Annotated in this window: 27 protein-coding genes; all 27 read right to left on the bottom strand. The window is 50.6% G+C overall.

Features of this window, described 5'->3' with window-relative positions; all coding sequences use genetic code 11:
• Positions 1 to 23: 23 nt before the first annotated feature.
• Positions 24 to 1385 (bottom strand): preprotein translocase subunit SecY, encoded by a 1362-nt coding sequence (gene secY / locus NHAL_RS11725; RefSeq protein WP_013033353.1) that lies wholly within the window; start codon positions 1383 to 1385, stop codon positions 24 to 26.
• A gap of 2 nt (positions 1386 to 1387) precedes the next feature.
• The gene (gene rplO / locus NHAL_RS11720; protein ID WP_013033352.1) at positions 1388 to 1822 is read right to left on the bottom strand and encodes a 50S ribosomal protein L15; all 435 of its coding nucleotides are present in this window, start codon (positions 1820 to 1822) and stop codon (positions 1388 to 1390) included.
• Between the two features lies 1 nt (position 1823).
• The gene (rpmD, locus tag NHAL_RS11715; RefSeq protein ID WP_013033351.1) at positions 1824 to 2015 is read right to left on the bottom strand and encodes a 50S ribosomal protein L30; all 192 of its coding nucleotides are present in this window, start codon (positions 2013 to 2015) and stop codon (positions 1824 to 1826) included.
• Positions 2015 to 2524 (bottom strand): 30S ribosomal protein S5, encoded by a 510-nt coding sequence (gene rpsE / locus NHAL_RS11710; RefSeq protein ID WP_013033350.1) that lies wholly within the window; start codon positions 2522 to 2524, stop codon positions 2015 to 2017. Before rpsE ends, rpmD begins: the two co-directional genes overlap by 1 nt.
• Before the next feature lie 12 nt (positions 2525 to 2536).
• Positions 2537 to 2890, bottom strand: coding sequence for a 50S ribosomal protein L18 (gene rplR / locus NHAL_RS11705; protein WP_013033349.1), 354 nt, complete (start codon positions 2888 to 2890; stop codon positions 2537 to 2539).
• Between the two features lie 21 nt (positions 2891 to 2911).
• Positions 2912 to 3445: a 50S ribosomal protein L6 gene (gene rplF, locus NHAL_RS11700; protein ID WP_013033348.1), complete on the bottom strand. Its 534-nt coding sequence runs from the start codon at positions 3443 to 3445 to the stop codon at positions 2912 to 2914.
• Positions 3446 to 3459: 14 nt separating this feature from the next.
• Positions 3460 to 3852 carry a 30S ribosomal protein S8 gene (rpsH, locus tag NHAL_RS11695; RefSeq protein WP_013033347.1) on the bottom strand — a complete coding sequence of 131 codons (393 nt, stop codon included), beginning with the start codon at positions 3850 to 3852 and terminating at the stop codon, positions 3460 to 3462.
• Positions 3853 to 3894: 42 nt separating this feature from the next.
• Positions 3895 to 4200, bottom strand: coding sequence for a 30S ribosomal protein S14 (rpsN, locus tag NHAL_RS11690; protein ID WP_013033346.1), 306 nt, complete (start codon positions 4198 to 4200; stop codon positions 3895 to 3897).
• A 24-nt stretch (positions 4201 to 4224) separates the two neighbouring features.
• On the bottom strand, positions 4225 to 4764 hold the full coding sequence (gene rplE / locus NHAL_RS11685; protein WP_013033345.1) for a 50S ribosomal protein L5: 540 nt from the start codon (positions 4762 to 4764) through the stop codon (positions 4225 to 4227).
• 57 nt (positions 4765 to 4821) lie between these two features.
• The gene (gene rplX, locus NHAL_RS11680; protein ID WP_013033344.1) at positions 4822 to 5142 is read right to left on the bottom strand and encodes a 50S ribosomal protein L24; all 321 of its coding nucleotides are present in this window, start codon (positions 5140 to 5142) and stop codon (positions 4822 to 4824) included.
• Between the two features lie 11 nt (positions 5143 to 5153).
• On the bottom strand, positions 5154 to 5522 hold the full coding sequence (gene rplN / locus NHAL_RS11675) for a 50S ribosomal protein L14 (protein WP_013033343.1): 369 nt from the start codon (positions 5520 to 5522) through the stop codon (positions 5154 to 5156).
• A gap of 41 nt (positions 5523 to 5563) precedes the next feature.
• Positions 5564 to 5824: a 30S ribosomal protein S17 gene (gene rpsQ / locus NHAL_RS11670; protein WP_013033342.1), complete on the bottom strand. Its 261-nt coding sequence runs from the start codon at positions 5822 to 5824 to the stop codon at positions 5564 to 5566.
• Between the two features lie 2 nt (positions 5825 to 5826).
• Positions 5827 to 6021, bottom strand: a complete 195-nt coding sequence (rpmC, locus tag NHAL_RS11665) for a 50S ribosomal protein L29 (protein WP_013033341.1) — start codon at positions 6019 to 6021, stop codon at positions 5827 to 5829.
• Entirely contained in the window at positions 6021 to 6434 is a 414-nt protein-coding gene (gene rplP / locus NHAL_RS11660) for a 50S ribosomal protein L16 (protein WP_013033340.1), read from the bottom strand. The genes rpmC and rplP overlap by 1 nt, the downstream gene beginning before the upstream one ends.
• Before the next feature lie 11 nt (positions 6435 to 6445).
• Positions 6446 to 7117, bottom strand: a complete 672-nt coding sequence (rpsC, locus tag NHAL_RS11655) for a 30S ribosomal protein S3 (RefSeq protein WP_013033339.1) — start codon at positions 7115 to 7117, stop codon at positions 6446 to 6448.
• Between the two features lie 12 nt (positions 7118 to 7129).
• Positions 7130 to 7462, bottom strand: a complete 333-nt coding sequence (gene rplV / locus NHAL_RS11650; RefSeq protein WP_013033338.1) for a 50S ribosomal protein L22 — start codon at positions 7460 to 7462, stop codon at positions 7130 to 7132.
• A gap of 11 nt (positions 7463 to 7473) precedes the next feature.
• Positions 7474 to 7746: a 30S ribosomal protein S19 gene (gene rpsS, locus NHAL_RS11645; RefSeq protein WP_013033337.1), complete on the bottom strand. Its 273-nt coding sequence runs from the start codon at positions 7744 to 7746 to the stop codon at positions 7474 to 7476.
• Between the two features lie 21 nt (positions 7747 to 7767).
• Entirely contained in the window at positions 7768 to 8589 is an 822-nt protein-coding gene (gene rplB, locus NHAL_RS11640) for a 50S ribosomal protein L2 (RefSeq protein ID WP_013033336.1), read from the bottom strand.
• Positions 8590 to 8626: 37 nt separating this feature from the next.
• A complete protein-coding gene (gene rplW, locus NHAL_RS11635) occupies positions 8627 to 8923 on the bottom strand; it encodes a 50S ribosomal protein L23 (protein WP_013033335.1) in 297 nt (98 codons plus the stop codon).
• Positions 8920 to 9495, bottom strand: coding sequence for a 50S ribosomal protein L4 (rplD, locus tag NHAL_RS11630; RefSeq protein WP_238985514.1), 576 nt, complete (start codon positions 9493 to 9495; stop codon positions 8920 to 8922). The genes rplW and rplD overlap by 4 nt, the downstream gene beginning before the upstream one ends.
• A 62-nt stretch (positions 9496 to 9557) precedes the next feature.
• Positions 9558 to 10208: a 50S ribosomal protein L3 gene (gene rplC, locus NHAL_RS11625; protein WP_013033333.1), complete on the bottom strand. Its 651-nt coding sequence runs from the start codon at positions 10206 to 10208 to the stop codon at positions 9558 to 9560.
• A 35-nt stretch (positions 10209 to 10243) separates the two neighbouring features.
• Positions 10244 to 10558 (bottom strand): 30S ribosomal protein S10, encoded by a 315-nt coding sequence (rpsJ, locus tag NHAL_RS11620; RefSeq protein WP_013033332.1) that lies wholly within the window; start codon positions 10556 to 10558, stop codon positions 10244 to 10246.
• Between the two features lie 4 nt (positions 10559 to 10562).
• Entirely contained in the window at positions 10563 to 11753 is a 1191-nt protein-coding gene (tuf, locus tag NHAL_RS11615) for an elongation factor Tu (protein ID WP_013033320.1), read from the bottom strand.
• Between the two features lie 37 nt (positions 11754 to 11790).
• Positions 11791 to 13884 carry an elongation factor G gene (fusA, locus tag NHAL_RS11610; RefSeq protein WP_013033331.1) on the bottom strand — a complete coding sequence of 698 codons (2094 nt, stop codon included), beginning with the start codon at positions 13882 to 13884 and terminating at the stop codon, positions 11791 to 11793.
• A gap of 46 nt (positions 13885 to 13930) precedes the next feature.
• Positions 13931 to 14401 carry a 30S ribosomal protein S7 gene (gene rpsG, locus NHAL_RS11605; protein ID WP_013033330.1) on the bottom strand — a complete coding sequence of 157 codons (471 nt, stop codon included), beginning with the start codon at positions 14399 to 14401 and terminating at the stop codon, positions 13931 to 13933.
• Positions 14402 to 14455: 54 nt separating this feature from the next.
• Complete coding sequence (rpsL, locus tag NHAL_RS11600; RefSeq protein ID WP_013033329.1) at positions 14456 to 14830, bottom strand: 30S ribosomal protein S12; 375 nt, start codon at positions 14828 to 14830, stop codon at positions 14456 to 14458.
• 177 nt (positions 14831 to 15007) lie between these two features.
• The gene (rpoC, locus tag NHAL_RS11595) at positions 15008 to 19219 is read right to left on the bottom strand and encodes a DNA-directed RNA polymerase subunit beta' (protein WP_013033328.1); all 4212 of its coding nucleotides are present in this window, start codon (positions 19217 to 19219) and stop codon (positions 15008 to 15010) included.
• Positions 19220 to 19293: the final 74 nt, after the last annotated feature.

Raw genomic sequence — 19293 nt, 5'->3', positions numbered from 1 at the left:
CCCCACTCCTGCCCCTTTACCAATCAATGTAGTAAACCTCCAGTGGTCGCTCCACTTCCCTTCAACTGTGATTTCTTCAGCAAACTCTCATACTGATGGGACATTAAATGGGCCTGCACCTGGGCAACGAAATCCATAACCACAACCACGATAATCAACAAGGAGGTACCGCCAAAATAAAACGGAACATTCCAATACAGAATTAAAAACTCTGGTAGAAGGCATACCGCAGTGACATAAATGGCACCACCCAAAGTCAGTCGTCCCATTACAGTATCAATATACCGAGTGGTCTGAGCTCCCGGCCGTATTCCCGGAATAAACGCCCCGGATTTTTTCAGATTATCTGCTGTCTCTTTTGGGTTAAACACTAGCGCTGTATAAAAGAAGCAAAAGAAGATAATAGCTACAGCATACAGCAGTACATAAATAGGCTGCCCTGGTGAAAGGGTAGCCGACAGATCTCTGAGCCAACCCATACCTTCGCTAGCACCAAACCAACTCGCCACCGTTGCAGGAAACAAGATAATGCTTGATGCAAAGATAGGGGGAATAACGCCAGACATATTAATTTTTAACGGCAAATGACTCACCTGGCCGCCATAGACTCTTCTTCCATGCTGCTGCTTAGCATAATGTACCGGGATACGCCGTTGGGCCCGCTCCATAAACACCACAAAGGCTGTCACTAACAAAGCCAATGTTAAAAGCACCAATACTGTGAAGGTATGCAACTCACCAGTTCGCGCTAACTCCAACGTTCCGCCAAGGGCTGAAGGTAACCCAGCGACAATGGCCGCAAAAATAATGAGCGAGATCCCATTCCCTATACCACGCTCAGTAATCTGCTCGCCTAACCACATGAGGAATAAAGTCCCAGTAACCAACGTCACCACCGCTGTTACCCTAAAAACCAGGCCGGCTTCAATAACCACAGATGCGCCCCCCACCTGCTGGGATTCCAGAGCAATAGCCACGCCAATAGCCTGTATCGTTGCCAGCACGAGCGTACCGTAACGCGTATATTGGGTGATTTTCCGCCGTCCCGAAGCACCCTCTTTCCGCATTTGCTCCAACTTAGGATGGACTACCGTCAGCAATTGCATAATGATGGAGGCCGAGATATACGGCATAATCCCCAAAGCAAAGACGGATAGACGCTCCAACGCACCTCCAGAGAACATGTTAAACATGTCTAGAATGGTACCACGCTGCTGCTCAAACAAAGCAGCTAAAGTCACCGGATCAATCCCGGGAACGGGAATAAAGGTACCGACCCGATAAACTAACAAGGCACCCAAAACAAAGAGTAGCCTTTGTCGCAGCTCCGTTAATTTACCCAAAGTGCCCTGATCAAATGACTTTTTGGAGGCGCGTTTCGCCACAGTTATTCTCCGATGCGGCCGCCTGCCGCTTCAATAGCTTTACGTGCGCCTGCAGATGCTCCAATGCCCTGCAGATTCACCGGTTTATCAATCTTACCCGAGGCAATTACCTTAACACGCTTGGCGTGCTTTGGAACCAAACCCGCCTTTATAAGGGCTGACAGGTCTACGGTATCAGCTTTCATCTTTGCAAGTTGATCGAGGCGTACCTCGGCTGCAAAGCGTGCCTTACGAGAATGGAAACCAATTTTAGGGACACGCCTTTGCAAAGGCATCTGCCCACCCTCAAAGCCAACCTTGTGGAAGCCTCCAGAGCGGGACTTTTGACCCTTATGACCACGCCCACAGGTTTTGCCCAAACCAGAGCCAATACCACGCCCGGCACGCTTTGCCGCCTGTTTAGCACCAGGAGCTGAGGCAATCATATTTAATCGCATTCTAGCCTTCCTCTAACCTTAGAAGGTAAGACACCTTTTGAATCATTCCTCGATTCTCTGGAGTGTCAATAACCTCAACTGTCTGCCCAATCCGGCGAAGCCCTAAGCCAGCAACACATGCTTTATGCTTTGCCAACCGCCCGATAGTACTTCTTACCAGCGTGACCTTGAGTGTTGTCTTTTCCGTTGCCATCACTCACCCATAATATCTTCAAGGGTTTTGCCCCGTTTGGCTGCAATCCCTTCCGGGTTTGACATCTCTACAAGCCCCTTAACCGTAGCTCGCACTACGTTAACAGGATTTGCCGAACCTATACACTTGGCCAAGACGTTATGTACACCCACCACCTCAAAAACAGCACGCATTGCACCGCCGGCAATAATCCCTGTTCCCTCAGAGGCAGGCTGCATATGTACTTTGGCAGCACCATGGCGAGCAGTAATGGGATGTTGCAGCGTATCCCCTTTTAGGGGAACAAAAATCATGTTTTTTCTCGCGTTTTCCATGGCCTTCTGAATGGCAACAGGAACTTCGCGAGCCTTACCTCGGCCAAATCCAACCCGTCCCTTACCATCGCCCACCACTGTCAAAGCCGAAAAACCAAATTGGCGCCCGCCCTTCACCACCTTGGCAACACGTCTCACGCCAACTAATTTCTCCAGCAATGCATCTCCTGTCATCCGCCGATCTGTCTGTGCCATCAACTCCAACCCTTAAAACTGTAATCCACCTTCACGGGCCGCGTCTGCCAATGCCTTTACCCGACCATGATATTTGTAACCAGAACGATCAAAGGCAACCTTGGCAATACCCTGCGCCTTAGCCCGTTCAGCAATTACTTTTCCAACGGTGATTGCTGCTTCTTTATTACCAGTATTCTTCAACTGCTGCTTTAACTCTGGCTCTAGCGTTGAAGCACTGGCAACGACATCCCCGCCTGTCGGCTTGATTATCTGCACATAAATATGCTTGGGAGTGCGATGAACCATTAACCGCGCTACTCCCAGCCCACGGATTTTGTGCCGCGCTTTAGTCGCACGCCGTAACCTTGCTACTTTTTTATCCACGCTGCTACGTTCCTGCCTTCGCTATTTCTTCTTCGCTTCCTTGCGCACAACTATTTCGTCTGCATAGCGCACACCTTTTCCCTTATAAGGTTCAGGCGGCCTAAATCTGCGAATATTTGCCGCAACCTGTCCAACTTGTTGCTTATCAGCCCCTTTGATGACTATTTCAGTCGGGCTCGGTACCTCGATGGTAAGGTTTGCTGGCGCAGTGAACTCAATAGGATGAGAGAAACCCAAATTGAGCACAAGCTTTTGCCCTTGCATCTGCGCTCGGTAACCTACTCCAACAAGTTGTAAGCGCCGCTCAAAACCTTGACTAACCCCCTGCACCATATTACTCACCAAGGCGCGGGTAGTCCCACTGAGTGCTCTTGCCTGTTTTTCTACACCCTTTGGCGCAAAAGACAATATTTCCCCTTCCTGGATTATTTGTACTAAGGGGTGAATGGCAAGCCCCAGAGAACCCTTTGTTCCCTTTACCTCAATATTGTTTCCGGCAAACGTGACTTCGACACCCTTAGGGATCGGCACTGGGTTATTCGCAATTCTTGACATCTTTCCCTACCTCTTTAGGCAACGTAGCACAAGACTTCGCCGCCTTCACCAGCAGATCTTGCAGCCTTGTCGGTCATGACACCGCGAGACGTGGAGACGATGGCAACACCTAACCCACCACGGATCTTAGGCAAACTATCCTTACCTTTGTATATACGCAGCCCGGGGCGACTTACTCGTTGAATTTCATCAATCACGGGCTTACCTTCATAATACTTTAAGTGCACAACTAAGGCGGGCTTCGTATCATCCACCACCTTATAATCTTCAATATAACCTTCTTCTTTCAACACGCGGGCAATATTTTCCTTCAGTTTTGAAGAAGGCATACTGACTTCTAACTTGCCCGCAGTTTGGCCGTTACGCACTCGCGTCAGCATGTCCGAGATTGGATCGGTCATACTCATGATATTCCTAGCCCCTTTGCGCTCTTACATTTTTATAGATGGTTACCAACTGGCCTTAACCAGCCCTGGAACATCGCCACGCATCGCTACCTCACGCAATTTGTTACGGGACAAACCGAATTTACGTACATAGCCATGGGGTCTTCCGGTTAAACGGCAACGTCTCCGTTGGCGCACAGGCGAAGAATCCCTTGGCAGGCTATGGAATTTAAGCATGGCCTGTTCCCGCTCCTCTGGGCTGAGACTTTCGTCCTGCATCCGTGCTTTTAATTCTGCGCGCTTGGCCGCATATTTACGCGCCGTGCGTACCCGCTTCAACTCTCGATTAATCATGCACTTTTTTGACATCCCTAACTTCCAGCCCTGCTCCGTCTATGTCCTGAAGGGAAAATTAAATGCCCTAAGCAATACGCGACCTTCTTCATCCGTCTTCGCTGTAGTCGTTATGGTGATATTCATTCCCCGTATGGTATCGATCTGGTCGTAGTCGATCTCCGGGAAAATAATCTGTTCACGAATACCCATATTATAGTTACCCCTTCCATCAAAAGACTTGGGGCTAAGCCCCCGGAAGTCTCGAACACGGGGAATCGCGATGTTAATGAAGCGATCTAAAAATTCGTACATCCGATCACGGCGCAAGGTAACTTTACACCCAATGGGCCAGTCCTTGCGGATTTTAAACCCTGCCACCGAATTCCGAGCACGAGTGAGTACCGGCTTCTGGCCAGATATTTTAGCCATGTCAGCCATCGCATGCTCTAGGATTTTTTTATCCCCAACAGCTTCCCCCACCCCCATATTCAGGGTGATCTTTTCGATACGGGGCACTGCCATCACTGACCGATAACCAAATTGCTCTTGCAATTGGCTAACAACGGTGTCCCGGTAATATTCTTGTAACCTTACCATACTAATTTACCACTAAGCCTTGGATTAAGCCCAAGTAACTTCGGCTATTTTTCTAAACTAAGCGTCAACGACTTCACCGTTTGACTTGAAATAGCGTACCTTACGGCCATCTTCCAATCTCTTAAAACCAACTCGATCACCTTTCTCCGTAACCGGGTTGTAAAGCATAACATTGGAGATATGCACCGGCGCTTCCTGCTCGACAATTCCTCCTGGCTTATTATCTGCCGGATTAGGCCGAGTGTGCCGCTTCACCATATTGACCTCTTCTACAATTACACGGTCACCGCCGCCCACTACGCGTAAAACTTTTCCTCGCTTCCCTCTACTTCTACCAGCAGTAACGACAACTTCATCGCCTACCCGTACTCTGCGCATCATCACCCTCCCTACAACACTTCCGGGGCCAAAGAAACTATCCTCATGAAGTTTTCGACACGCAGCTCCCGCGTCACAGGACCAAAAATTCGAGTCCCTATAGGCTGTAACTGATTATTCAATAATACCGCGGCATTATTATCAAATCGGATAAGTGATCCGTCTGCACGACGAACCCCTTTTTTGGTCCGTACAATCACTGCGTTATAAACTTCACCTTTCTTGACCTTGCCCCGCGGAATAGCCTCCTTGACTGCAACTTTAATAACGTCACCAATTCCTGCATAGCGCCGCTGCGATCCGCCTAACACTTTAATACAAACAAGTCGCCGAGCACCGCTGTTATCTGCCGCCTCTAGGCTGGTCTGCATTTGAATCATTATTGCTCTCCACCTAATATCATCGGGAAAACGACCATTATTCAGCGTGTGCGTTCAAGGACATTAACCAATTTCCAAGTCTTGGTCTTGGAGAGCGGGCGTGTTACTGAGACTGCTACCACATCACCCACTCGACACTCATTATTTTCGTCATGAGCATGTAACTTCGTGAAACGCTTTACATACTTTTTATAGAGAGGATGCGCAACTCTACGCTCTACAAGCACCGTGATTGTCTTATCCATTTTATCACTCACTACACGACCAATAACGGTGCGTAAAGATTTCTCCTGATCACTCATATCTACTGCGCCTGCTCTTTCTCTGTTAGCACTGTCTTAACTCGAGCAATACTACGTCGCACTCGATTTAGCTCGCTATTTCGCGCCAATTGCCCGGTACCCTTTTGCATACGCAGTTTAAATTGCTCTCGAGAGAGCTCCAGGAGTTCCTTCTGTAACTCATCCACTGTCTTTGTTCGCAACTCTTGAGCTTTCATTACATGACCGCCCGTGTAACAAATACCGTCTTAACAGGCAATTTAGCTGCCGCCAACTCGAAAGCCCTTCGTGCTACCTCTTCCGGTACCCCTTCCATCTCATAAAGGACACGCCCAGGTTGCACGTTAGCAGCCCAATATTCTACATTACCCTTTCCTTTTCCTTGGCGCACTTCAAGAGGTTTTTGAGTAATGGGCTTATCTGGGAAAATCCGGATCCAAATTTTCCCGCCCCGCTTAACATATCTCGTCATAGCACGACGTGCAGCTTCGATTTGACGTGCTGTAATCTTCCCTCTACCAATGGCTTTCAATCCATACTCGCCAAAATCCACTTGGTTACCCCGTAGCGATTGCCCGCGGTTTCTGCCTTTTTGTTGCTTACGGAACTTGGTTCTTTTCGGCTGTAACATAGTCTATTACCTTAGCTTATCGCCGAGTTCCCTGCGGTAACTTGCTGATCCGGCTGTTCAAACACTTCGCCCTTGAATATCCATACCTTGACACCAAGAACTCCATAGGTGGTTTTCGCCTCAGCAAAACCATAGTCAATATTAGCTCGCAGCGTATGCAACGGCACTCGGCCTTCTCGGTACCACTCATTGCGAGCAATTTCCGCCCCATTTAAGCGCCCAGAGACTTTTATACGAATGCCTTGGGCACCTACACGCATAGCGTTGGTAACAGCACGCTTCATGGCTCGACGAAACATGATTCGCCGCTCAAGCTGCTGCGCCACATTTGCAGCAACGAGGGTGGCATCTAACTCAGGCTTGCGTATCTCTTGAATGTTAATATGAACGGGTATCCCCATCATCTCAGAGACTTCTTGCCGCAAGTTATTGATGTCTTCGCCCTTCTTCCCAATGACAATACCCGGACGCGCCGTATGTATAGTAATCCGAGCATTACGTGCTGGCCGATCAATTTGAATATTACTGACTAGTGCATGGGATAGCTTCTTGGTAAGATGGCTGCGAACTCCCAAATCATTATTGAGCAAATCACTAAACTGGCTGCTGTCCGCATACCACTTAGAATTCCAGTCCTTGACGATACCAAGGCGAATCCCCGTAGGATGTACCTTCTGCCCCATTCCTATGCTCTCCTAATCCTCTGCAACTATCACCCTGATATGGCAAGAACGCTTAAAAATCCGACTGGCGCGCCCTCTAGCTCTTGCACGGATTCGCTTCATGGTAGGTCCTTCGTTGACCATAATGGCAGCAACCCGCAGCTCGTCGATATCAGCCCCGTCGTTGTGCTCAGCATTAGCAACAGCCGACTCCAATACCTTCTTGATAATTCCTGATGCTTTCTTGGGGCTAAAAGTCAAAACGTCTAACGCTTTATCCACAGGTAGCCCGCGAATCTGGTCGGCAACCAACCGACCTTTTTGTGCCGACAGCCGCGCATATTTTAGTGTTGCTGTAGTTGCCATCTTTCGCTCCGTTACCTTGACTTTTTGTCAGCCACATGGCCTTTAAAAGTACGAGTTGGGGCAAACTCACCCAACTTGTGACCAACCATATTCTCGGTGACAAAAATAGGGACATGCTGCCGACCATTATGCACAGCAATTGTCAGTCCAATCATCTCCGGAACGATCATCGAGCGACGCGACCACGTCTTAATCGGACGTCGGCTCTGGGTCGCGCTTGCCTCCGCCACCTTCTTTGTTAGGTGGGGGTCTACAAACGGGCCTTTTTTAATCGAACGCGGCATGCTTCATCCTCACTGAGTTATTTACTTACGTCGACGCACAATAAATTTCCCGGTACGCTTATTACGGCGGGTCTTATATCCTTTGGTAGGAACCCCCCAAGGACTCACCGGATGGCGACCACCTGAAGTTCGACCTTCACCACCCCCATGGGGATGGTCTACGGGATTCATCGCAACTCCGCGCACGGTGGGGCGCTTCCCCTGCCAACGCTTAGCCCCCGCCTTCCCCAGGGAACGCAGGCCATGCCCGTCATTGCCAACTTCTCCAACCGTCGCACGGCACTCAAGCGGTACTCTTCGTATCTCACCTGAGCGGAGGCGCAACATCGCATGACTGCCTTCACGGGCAACCAACTGGCAGGAAGCGCCAGCGCTCCGCGCCAATTGGGCACCCTTGCCTGGTTTTAACTCGACACAATGCACGAGCGTACCCACAGGAATATTCCGTAGAGGAAGGCAATTCCCATCACGAATTGGCGCATCCTGACCCGAGGTTACAGAAGTTCCAACTCGGATCGCCTTGGGTGCAATAATATACCGCTTTTCTCCATCAGAGTAGCTGATTAGTGCAATATGAGCGCTACGATTAGGATCGTACTCTATCCTTTCCACACGCCCAGGAACGCCAATTTTATTGCGTTTAAAATCAATAACTCGATAGAGTCGCTTATGCCCACCACCAGAGTGGCGAACAGTAATTCTACCTTGATTGTTCCGGCCTCCGCTCTTGCTCAGCTTCTCAGTCAAAGCCGGATGGGGTCTCCCCTTATATAACTCAGGAGAGGTTATCTGTACCACAAACCGACGACCAGCGGATGTAGGTTTAGCTTTTACGATCGGCATAGCCGTTTCCTTAATTTATTAAGCAATAATCCTGCGCTTACCCGGCACCCATAAAGTCAATCTCGTGACCTTCCTGCAGTGATACATAAGCCTTTTTCCAATCACTGCGGCGACCGGTATAGCGGCCAAAACGCTTACTCTTCCCCTTAATACGCGCTGTACGCACCTCAGCGACTTTAACATCAAACAAAAGCTCAACCGCCTGCTTGACCTCTCGCTTGTTAGCATCAGGCAACACTTTTAACACCACCTGGTTATGCTTTTCCCCAACTAAGGTGCTTTTTTCCGAGATCACAGGCGCTAAAATAATTTTAGTTAAACGCTCCTCGTTCATGCGAGGCTCTCCTCGAAACGACGGATTGCAGCATCTGTTGCTAGAACTCCATCAAACCGGATCAGATCAACAGGACTTATGTTGCTCGCATTTCCTACAGCAACCGCCGGGATATTACGGGCTGACAGTTCAAGATTAGGATTATCTTCAGCAACCACCACCAACACGCTACGCCAATCATAAGCGCTCAATAATTTGACTAATTCCTTTGTTTTGGGCTCAGGAAACACAATCTCATTGACCACCCGCAATCTATCCTGGCGCGCAAGCTCAGAGAGGATCGAGCGCATAGCGGCCCGATACATTTTTTTATTTACTTTCTGGGAATAATCCCTCGGCTTAGCGGCAAAAACCTTACCGCCTCCCCGCCATAGGGGACTCCGAATGGTACCTGCCCGGGCACGACCAGTTCCTTTCTGGCGAAAAGGCTTAGCGCCACCGCCTCGAACTTCTGAGCGCGTTTTTTGAGCACGCGTGCCCGCTCGATCTTTAGCCAAATAAGCAGTTACCACTTGATGGATAAGAGGCTCGTTAAAGTATTGAGCAAACACGACATCGGATACTTGTATCATACCCGTTTCAGCGTTTTCCGCGAGCGATTGCACTGCGAGCTCCACCGCTTCCTCCTTTTATCTTACTTACCTACCGCGGCCTTGGCTGCAGGCTTCACCACCACATCACCCCCTGGCGCGCCAGGAATGGCCCCTTTCACCAATAGCAAATGGCGTTCCTCGTCGACCCGCACCAACTCAAGGTTTTGAACAGTGCGCTGCACATTTCCCATCTGCCCAGCCATTTTTTTTCCTTTAAACACTCGACCCGGAGTCTGGCATTGACCAATAGAACCTGGAGCACGATGGGATAACGAATTGCCATGACTAGCGTCTCCACCACCGAAACGGTAACGGCGGACCACGCCTGCAAAGCCACGCCCACGGGTAGTACCCGTAACATCAACCTTCTGCCCGGCTTCAAATAAGCCAACCTTTAATTCGCTGCCAGCCTCGGCATCTGCTCCTTCCCCCTCTGCAAGGCGAAACTCGTGCAACTTTCGACCTGGCTCCACCCCCGCCTTTGCAAAGTGCCCCTTTAGAGGTTTGGTGACTCGAGAAGGTCGCTTCTCACCTAATGTCACTTGCAACGCCCGATAACTATCCCGCTCCAGAGTCTTAATCTGTGAAATCCGATTTGGAGTTGCCTCGATAACCGTTACCGGTATTGATTCCCCCTCGTCAGTAAAGACTCTTGTCATCCCCAACTTTCGGCCGACTAGTCCGATTGCCATTCGCCTATCCTCGCGCCTACCATCACATAGTTTTATCAAGTTAGCTTGATCTGGACGTCGACACCCGCAGCCAAATCTAGCTTCATCAAGGCGTCAACAGTCTTTTCCGTCGGTTCAACAATATCCATTAACCGTTTATGGGTACGGATCTCATACTGATCTCGAGCATCCTTGTTAACATGGGGCGATATCAAAATCGTAAACCGCTCCTTCCGAGTAGGCAAAGGAATCGGCCCACGTACGTGGGCACCCGTGCGCTTAGCGGTATCTACAATTTCCCGTGCTGACTGGTCAATTAGGCGATGATCGAACGCCTTTAACCGAATCCTAATAACTTGTTGCTTGGCCATGCCGTTACTCAATAACTTTACTGACGACGCCGGCCCCTACCGTACGCCCCCCTTCGCGGACCGCAAAACGCAAGCCCTCCTCCATCGCAATGGGCGCAATCAAACTGACCGTCATCTGAATATTATCCCCCGGCATCACCATCTCCACCCCCTCGGGCAAATCAATGGCGCCGGTCACATCCGTGGTCCGAAAATAAAACTGCGGACGATACCCCGTGAAAAACGGCGTGTGCCGACCCCCCTCATCCTTGGAAAGAACATACACCTCCGCATGAAACTTCGTGTGCGGCGTAATCGAACCCGGCTTGGCAAGTACCTGCCCGCGCTCCACATCCTCGCGCTTGGTCCCCCGCAACAAGACCCCCACATTGTCCCCCGCTCGACCCTCGTCCAAGAGCTTGCGAAACATCTCCACTCCCGTACAGGTCGTCTTCTGCGTCTCCCGCATCCCTACGATCTCTATCTCATCACCCACCTTGACAATCCCTCGCTCCACGCGGCCCGTCACCACCGTCCCCCGGCCCGATATCGAAAACACATCCTCTATCGGCATCAAAAATGGCTGGTCCACCGCACGCTGGGGCTCCGGAATATACGCATCCATCGCCTCCACTAACTTCAATATCGACGGAATCCCTATCTCGCTCGTGTCCCCTTCCAAAGCCTTCAACGCACTGCCCACCACTATCGGTGTGTCATCCCCCGGAAACTGGTAACTGTCCAACAGCTCCCGAACCTCCATCTCCACAAGCTCCAATAGCTCCGGGTCGTCCACCATGTCCGCCTTGTTCAAATACACCAAAATGAACGGGACCCCCACCTGACGCGCCAACAAAATATGCTCCCGCGTCTGCGGCATCGGACCATCCGCCGCCGATACCACCAATATCGCCCCGTCCATCTGCGCCGCACCCGTAATCATGTTCTTCACATAATCCGCATGACCAGGACAGTCCACGTGCGCATAGTGGCGAGCCTCCGTCTCATATTCCACGTGCGCCGTCGCTATCGTAATCCCTCGCTCCCGCTCCTCCGGCGCGTTGTCTATCTGATCATAGGCCCTAAACTCCCCTCCATATTGCTCCGCTAACACCCTCGTCAACGCCGCCGTTAACGTCGTCTTACCATGGTCTACGTGACCAATCGTGCCTACGTTGATATGCGGCTTCTTCCGCTCAAATTTCGCCTTGGACACAGTCGCTCACCTCACAAAAATAACTGTCTATCTTATCTTATTGAGACTTTTTGATAATTGCCCCAGCGATGTTAGAGGGCGCCTCATTATACTTTGAAAACTCCATCGTATAGTTAGCCCGCCCCTGAGTGGCCGAACGGAGATCAGTGGCATAACCGAACATTTCCGCCAATGGCACCTCCGCACGAATGACCTTGCCACTAGGGGAGTCATCCATTCCCTGGACCATACCACGACGCCGATTAAGATCACCCATCACATCACCCATGTATTCCTCAGGGGTTACTACTTCCACCTTCATAACAGGTTCTAACAGCACGGGATCTGCTTTTTGCATTCCCTCCTTGAAAGCCATAGAACCTGCAATTTTAAAGGCCATTTCACTAGAATCTACATCGTGGTATGAACCGTCATATAGCGTGACCTTGACATCCACTACGGGATATCCCGCAATAACTCCGTTCTCGGTCTGCTCTTTTATCCCCTTGTCAACGGCAGGAATAAATTCCTTGGGGATAGCCCCCCCCACGATTTTGTTGACAAACTCGTACCCCTTACCCCGCTCTTGAGGTTCGATCCGAAGCCATACATGACCATACTGACCACGACCACCGCTCTGGCGTACAAATTTTCCTTCTTGCTCCACACTCTGATGTATTGTTTCCCGATAAGCTACTTGGGGAGCACCTACATTAGCCTCCACCTTAAACTCTCGCTTCATGCGATCAACAATAATATCAAGGTGTAACTCCCCCATTCCCGAGATAATGGTCTGGCCAGATTCTTCATCCGTTCGAACTCTAAAAGAGGGATCCTCCTTAGCCAGCTTTCCAAGGGCAAGGGACATCTTTTCTTGGTCCGCCTTAGTTTTAGGCTCGATGGCAACGGAGATTACGGGGTCGGGAAACTCCATCCGCTCCAATAAAACGATATGGTCCATATCGCATATGGTATCACCCGTAGTCACGTTTTTTAGACCAACCGCAGCGGCGATATCACCCGCCCCCACATCTTTAATTTCTTCCCGGCTATTAGCATGCATCTGAAGCAAGCGGCCAATGCGCTCGCGGTTTCCAGAAGCCGCGTTGTAGACCGTATCCCCTGAACTTAACACCCCAGAATAAACCCGGAAAAAGGTAAGGTTTCCCACGTAGGGATCGGAGGCGATCTTAAAAGCTAGAGCAGCAAACGGCTCTTCATCAGAGGCATGGCGTTTGACTTCGGTCTCATCTTGTTGGATGCCTTTGATAGGGGGAACTTCAACGGGAGAAGGCATATAAGAAATGACCGCATCCAATACTGCCTGAACCCCCTTATTTTTAAAGGCTGAACCGCACAAAGCCGGAACGATTTCTCCATTCAAGGTGCGGGTACGAAGACCCTTGGTAATATCCTCCGACGACAGTTCGCTTCCCTCAAGGTACTTTTCCATTAATTCTTCGGAGGCCTCGGCAGCGGCTTCCACCATCTTTTCCCGATATTCATCGCAAGTGGCTTGCAGATCCTCCGGTATGTCCTTTTCTTCAAAAGACATACCCTTACTGCTCTCATCCCAATAGATGGCCTTCATCTTTATAAGGTCAACCACCCCCTTAAAATTTTCCTCAGCCCCAATAGGAACCTGAATAGGAACGGGATTAGCCCCCAGCCGGGTACGAACTTGCCCGACGACTCGGAAGAAATCAGCCCCCTGTCTATCCATCTTATTAACGAATGCCAAGCGGGGGACTTTGTATTTGTTTGCCTGCCGCCATACCGTTTCTGATTGGGGTTCAACCCCCCCTACGGCACAGAATACGGCAACGGCACCATCTAACACCCGCAGAGAGCGTTCTACCTCAATGGTGAAATCCACGTGCCCCGGCGTATCAATAATATTGACCCGGTGCTCGGGAAATTGCCTCTCCATGCCTTTCCAGAAACAGGTTGTTGCTGCCGAGGTGATCGTAATTCCCCTTTCCTGTTCCTGCTCCATCCAGTCCATAGCGGCAGCACCATCATGAACCTCACCAATCTTATGGGAGACACCTGTGTAATACAGGATACGTTCAGTGGTAGTAGTTTTACCGGCATCAATATGGGCCATAATGCCAATATTACGATAGCGTTCGATAGGGGTCTTCCGGGCCACGACAGCAAATCCTTAATTTGAAGAAATAATCCGAACCACCAGATACTCACCAACGATAGTGGGCAAAAGCCTTATTCGCCTCTGCCATGCGGTGAGTATCCTCCCGTTTCTTGACCGCAGTTCCCTTACCCTCATAGGCATCCATGAGTTCTCCAGCCAGACGCAACCCCATGGATTTCTCGCCCCGCTTGCGGGCAGCTTCCACCAGCCAGCGCATCGCAAGGGTAGAACGTCGCTCAGGACGGACTTCTATGGGCACCTGATAAGTTGCCCCACCTACCCGACGGGATTTAACCTCAACTAATGGACGAACATTTTCCAACGCCTTTTCCAAGATATCCATGGGCTCTTGATTCGCTTTTTCCGCAGCGCGATCCAAGGCTCCATAGACTATCTTCTCCGCCAGCGATTTCTTGCCATTGAGCATAAGAATAGTAATAAACTTAGCTAGCTGTGCGCTCCCATATTTAGGGTCTGGTAGCACTTCCCGCCCAGTAATAACCCGTTTTCTTGGCATCTCTTCCGTCCAGTTCGTTTATTTCATCCAACCTCTATAGATAAGGGGGTATCACTAGCCCTTCGGGCGCTTGGCCCCATACTTGGAACGACCCTGCCGACGATCCCCTACCCCTGCTGTATCTAAGGAACCCCGTACAATGTGGTAACGCACACCGGGCAAGTCCTTAACACGACCACCCCGAATCAGGACCACAGAGTGTTCCTGTAAATTATGCCCTTCACCCCCAATATAGGAGGTGACTTCCATGCTGTTGGTTAGGCGCACACGGGCTACCTTACGCAAAGCCGAGTTAGGCTTCTTGGGCGTCGTCGTGTAGACCCGAGTACAGACTCCCCGCTTCTGGGGACAGGCCTGCAATGCAGGTACATTACTTTTCTTTCTCTGCCGTACCCGCGGCTTGCGAACCAACTGGTTAATGGTAGCCATGGATTCTGAATACTCCGGACAAAATAAAGTTAAGCGCCCAAACGCCGACAACTGTCGGAGAGTGAACGCTTCAGGATTTGGGTTTCTAATTTCTAAACTTACGGCGTCCTCCTTGACCTTTTCAAGGAGGACGCCTACGTAGGAAACTGGAGATTTTAGGCTCGATGAGCTTTTTTGTCAAGCAGTCGCAGCACCTGACTCAGAAATTTCACCCTCCCCATAACGAGAAGAACTTGCTTCCCCGGTTAGGGCTTCTGATTGCTCTAACATATGCCGCTTGCGACGCCGCTCAGAGTGATAAGCTAATCCCGTCCCCGCAGGAATCAAGCGGCCCACAATCACATTTTCCTTCAATCCGCGCAACTCATCGCTCTTGCCTGTTACGGCTGCTTCCGTGAGCACACGCGTAGTTTCTTGGAAGGAGGCGGCCGAGATGAAAGATTCTGTCGCTAGTGAGGCCTTGGTGATACCAAGAAGCACCGGCTCAAAACGGGCAGATAGTTTGCCATCTTTCTCTACCTTTTCATTTTCCTCCAACAATCTCGCCTTATCAACCTGCTCACCCTTAAGAAAGCTGGTATCTCCAGGTTCTATTATTTCCACCTTGCGAAGCATTTGGCAAACAATGACTTCAATGTGCTTGTCATTGATTTTCACCCCTTGTAAGCGATATACATCCTGGACTTCGTTAACAATATATTGAGTTAACTCTTCCACACCCCGTAGACGTAGAATGTCATGGGGCGCAGGCGGCCCATCAACGATCACTTCACCTTTTTCAACGTGTTCACCTTCGAATACATTGACTTGACGCCACTTGGGGATCAATTCTTCATGCCGTTCGCCATCGCTTCCAGTGATAATAAGCCGCTGTTTACCCTTAGTTTCCTTACCAAAACTTACGGTCCCCGAAATTTCGGCAAGGACCGCGGGGTCTTTCGGTTTACGTGCCTCGAATAGGTCGGCCACCCTCGGCAAACCACCCGTAATATCGCGGGTCTTACTGGATTCTTGGGGCAATCGCGCTAGCACATCACCCACACCGACCATGGTAGCATCCTCTGCCGAAACGATAGCCCCTGCTGGCAAATAATAATGGGCAGGGATATCCGTTCCTGCAATGCATAAGTCACTTCCTGTTTCATCAACTAGCTTAACCATCGGGCGCAATTCCCTAGCAGCGGCGCCTCGTTGCTTAGGATCAAGCACGGTGAGGCTAGTCAAGCCAGTGACCTCATCAACCTGGCGTTCCACGGTGGTGCCTTCCACAAAATCCTGAAGTCTGACTTTGCCCGCCACTTCTGTAATCACGGGATGAGTATGGGGATCCCAGGTGGCCACTACTTGACCCGGTTCCACCACATCGCCATCTCCCACCGAAAGCTCAGCGCCATAGGGAATCTTATAACGTTCCCGATCACGCCCCTGCTCATCCACCACATGGACTTCCCCGGAGCGAGAGACAGCAACATATTTACCACTTTCATGCTGAACTATCTTGACATTATGCAACCGGATACTGCCCTTATACTTAATCTCAATGCTATTGGTGGTGACTGTTCGGGATGCTGCGCCGCCAATATGGAAAGTGCGCATAGTCAGCTGCGTACCTGGCTCACCGATGGATTGAGCCGCAATGACCCCAACGGCCTCACCCACATTGATACGGTGGCCACGCCCCAGATCTCGCCCATAGCAACCCGCACAGACCCCATAACGGGTCTCACAGGTAATAGGTGAACGGACCTTCACCGCATCGATGCCTAGGGTTTCAAGATGATCGACCCAGGATTCATCCAGCAGGGTGCCGGCGGGTATCGCCACTTCATTGCTCCCTGGCACAAAAACATCAAGGGCCAATACCCGACCTAGCACCCGCTCTCGTAGCGGCTCTACAACGTCACCCCCCTCTACCAGAGGAGTCATGCTAATCCCACGGGTGGTACCACAGTCATCTTCTGTGATGACCAAATCCTGGGCGACGTCCACTAAGCGCCGAGTCAAGTATCCAGAATTAGCCGTTTTTAGGGCTGTGTCAGCCAAACCTTTACGAGCCCCATGGGTAGAGATAAAGTATTGCAGGACATCTAGCCCTTCACGGAAATTAGCCGTAATTGGAGTTTCAATGATCGAGCCGTCAGGCTTAGCCATCAAACCCCGCATACCTGCAAGCTGACGGATCTGGGCAGCCGATCCCCGGGCCCCAGAATCGGCCATCATATAGATGGAGTTAAAGGTTTGCTGTTTGACGACTTTACCCTCTGCGTCCTCCACCTCTTCACTCCCTAACCGCTCCATCATGGCCTTGGCTACCTGGTCATTGGTATGGGACCAAATATCCACGACTTTATTATACCGCTCGCCATTGGTAACCAAGCCTGAGGCGTATTGTTCCTCAATTTCCTTAACTTCTTCTTCCGCCCTAGCAAGAATGGGTTGCTTTTCCTCTGGCACCACCATGTCATCAACACCTATGGAAATACCACTCAGAGTCGCTTGCCGGAAGCCGAGATACATCAGGCGATCAGCAAACACCACTGTGGTCTTAAGGCCTAGGCGCCGATAACAGATATTGACCAGCTTGGAAATCTCCCTTTTAGTCATATTCCTATCGACTAACTCGAAGGGCAACCCTGGCGGCAAGAGCTCTGAGAGCAGTGCTCGTCCCACTGTAGTCCTCACGATACGGGTCGTTTCGCGTTCACCTTCAGGTTTAGAGAGATCCGTTTCGGTAATACGTACGGAAACTTTTGCATGGAGATCAACCGCCGCTGTCTCATAGGCACGCCGTACCTCATTGACATCGGCGAAGAGCATCCCCTCACCCTTGGCATTCACCCGCTCAGAGGTCATGTAGTACAGTCCTAAGACTACATCCTGGGTGGGACCAATAATGGGCTCCCCATTAGCTGGCGACAGAATGTTGTTTGTGGACATCATGAGGGCGCGGGCCTCCAGCTGGGCCTCCAAGGACAGCGGTACATGGACCGCCATTTGGTCGCCATCAAAGTCAGCATTAAAAGCCACACAAACCAAGGGGTGGAGCTGAATCGCCTTACCTTCAATGAGCACCGGCTCGAAAGCCTGAATGCCAAGGCGGTGCAAGGTAGGGGCCCGATTAAGCATAACCGGGTGCTCGCGGATAACCTCCTCTAACACGTCCCATACCTCAGGACCTTCCCGCTCTACCAGTTTTTTTGCTGCCTTAATCGTGGTGGCAAGCCCAGCTCGCTCCAACTTACCAAAGATGAAAGGTTTAAAAAGTTCCAGTGCCATCTTCTTGGGCAAACCACACTGATGCAGCTTAAGGGTTGGACCCACCACAATGACAGAGCGACCAGAATAATCCACCCGCTTACCCAGTAGATTTTGCCGAAACCGTCCCTGCTTGCCTTTGATCATATCGGCTAGCGATTTTAAAGGCAGCTTGTTGGTCCCTGTGATCGCTCGGCCGCGGCGCCCGTTGTCCAAGAGAGCATCCACTGACTCCTGAAGCATGCGTTTCTCATTACGCACAATGATATCTGGCGCATTCAGATCTAATAATCGCTTAAGACGATTATTTCGATTAATCACCCGCCGGTATAGATCATTAAGATCAGAGGTGGCAAAACGCCCTCCTTCCAAAGGCACTAGCGGCCGTAAATCAGGCGGCAAAACCGGGAGCACTTCTAGAATCATCCATTCGGGGCGATTACCCGAATCGATAAACGCTTCCATAAGTTTAAGCCGCTTGCTAAGTTTTTTAATCTTGGTGTCAGAGTTAGTGTTGGTAATCTCCTCGCGCAGCTTTGTGGCCTCTCCCTTGAGATCAAGGGTTTTTAGCATTTCCTGGACCGCTTCTGCTCCCATACGGGCATCGAACTCATCGCCATACTCTTCAACAGCTTGAAGATAGGCCTCATCCGCTAAGAGCTGCCCCCGCTCCAATGGAGTCATGCCTGGCTCGATAACTACAGAAGCTTCAAAGTAGAGAACCCGCTCTATATCGCGGAGTGTCATATCTAAAAGCAAACTGATCCGCGAAGGCAGGGACTTTAGGAACCAAATATGGGCCACTGGACTGGCCAGTTCAATATGCCCCATACGCTCCCGGCGAACCTTGGCCAGAGTCACCTCTACTCCACATTTCTCGCAAATCACGCCCCGATGTTTGAGACGCTTATATTTGCCGCATAAACACTCGTAGTCTTTAACTGGACCAAAAATCTTAGCGCAAAAAAGCCCATCACGCTCCGGCTTAAAAGTCCGATAGTTGATGGTTTCGGGCTTTTTGACCTCCCCGTACGACCAGGCCCGAATCATATCGGGAGATGCCAGACCAATGCGTATGGAATCGAACTCCTCGATCTGGTTTTGCTGCTTAAGCAAATTCAGTAAATCTCTCATTATGCGGTCCTCCATAGCCAGGGCTGGCGGATATGTCTATTGCGACCATCGGCTCGTTTTCCCATTTCTGTGGC

Origin of the sequence: Nitrosococcus halophilus Nc 4 (assembly GCF_000024725.1) — a bacterium.
Classification (GTDB): domain Bacteria; phylum Pseudomonadota; class Gammaproteobacteria; order Nitrosococcales; family Nitrosococcaceae; genus Nitrosococcus; species Nitrosococcus halophilus.
This window is presented reverse-complemented; position numbering and strand designations above follow the sequence as displayed.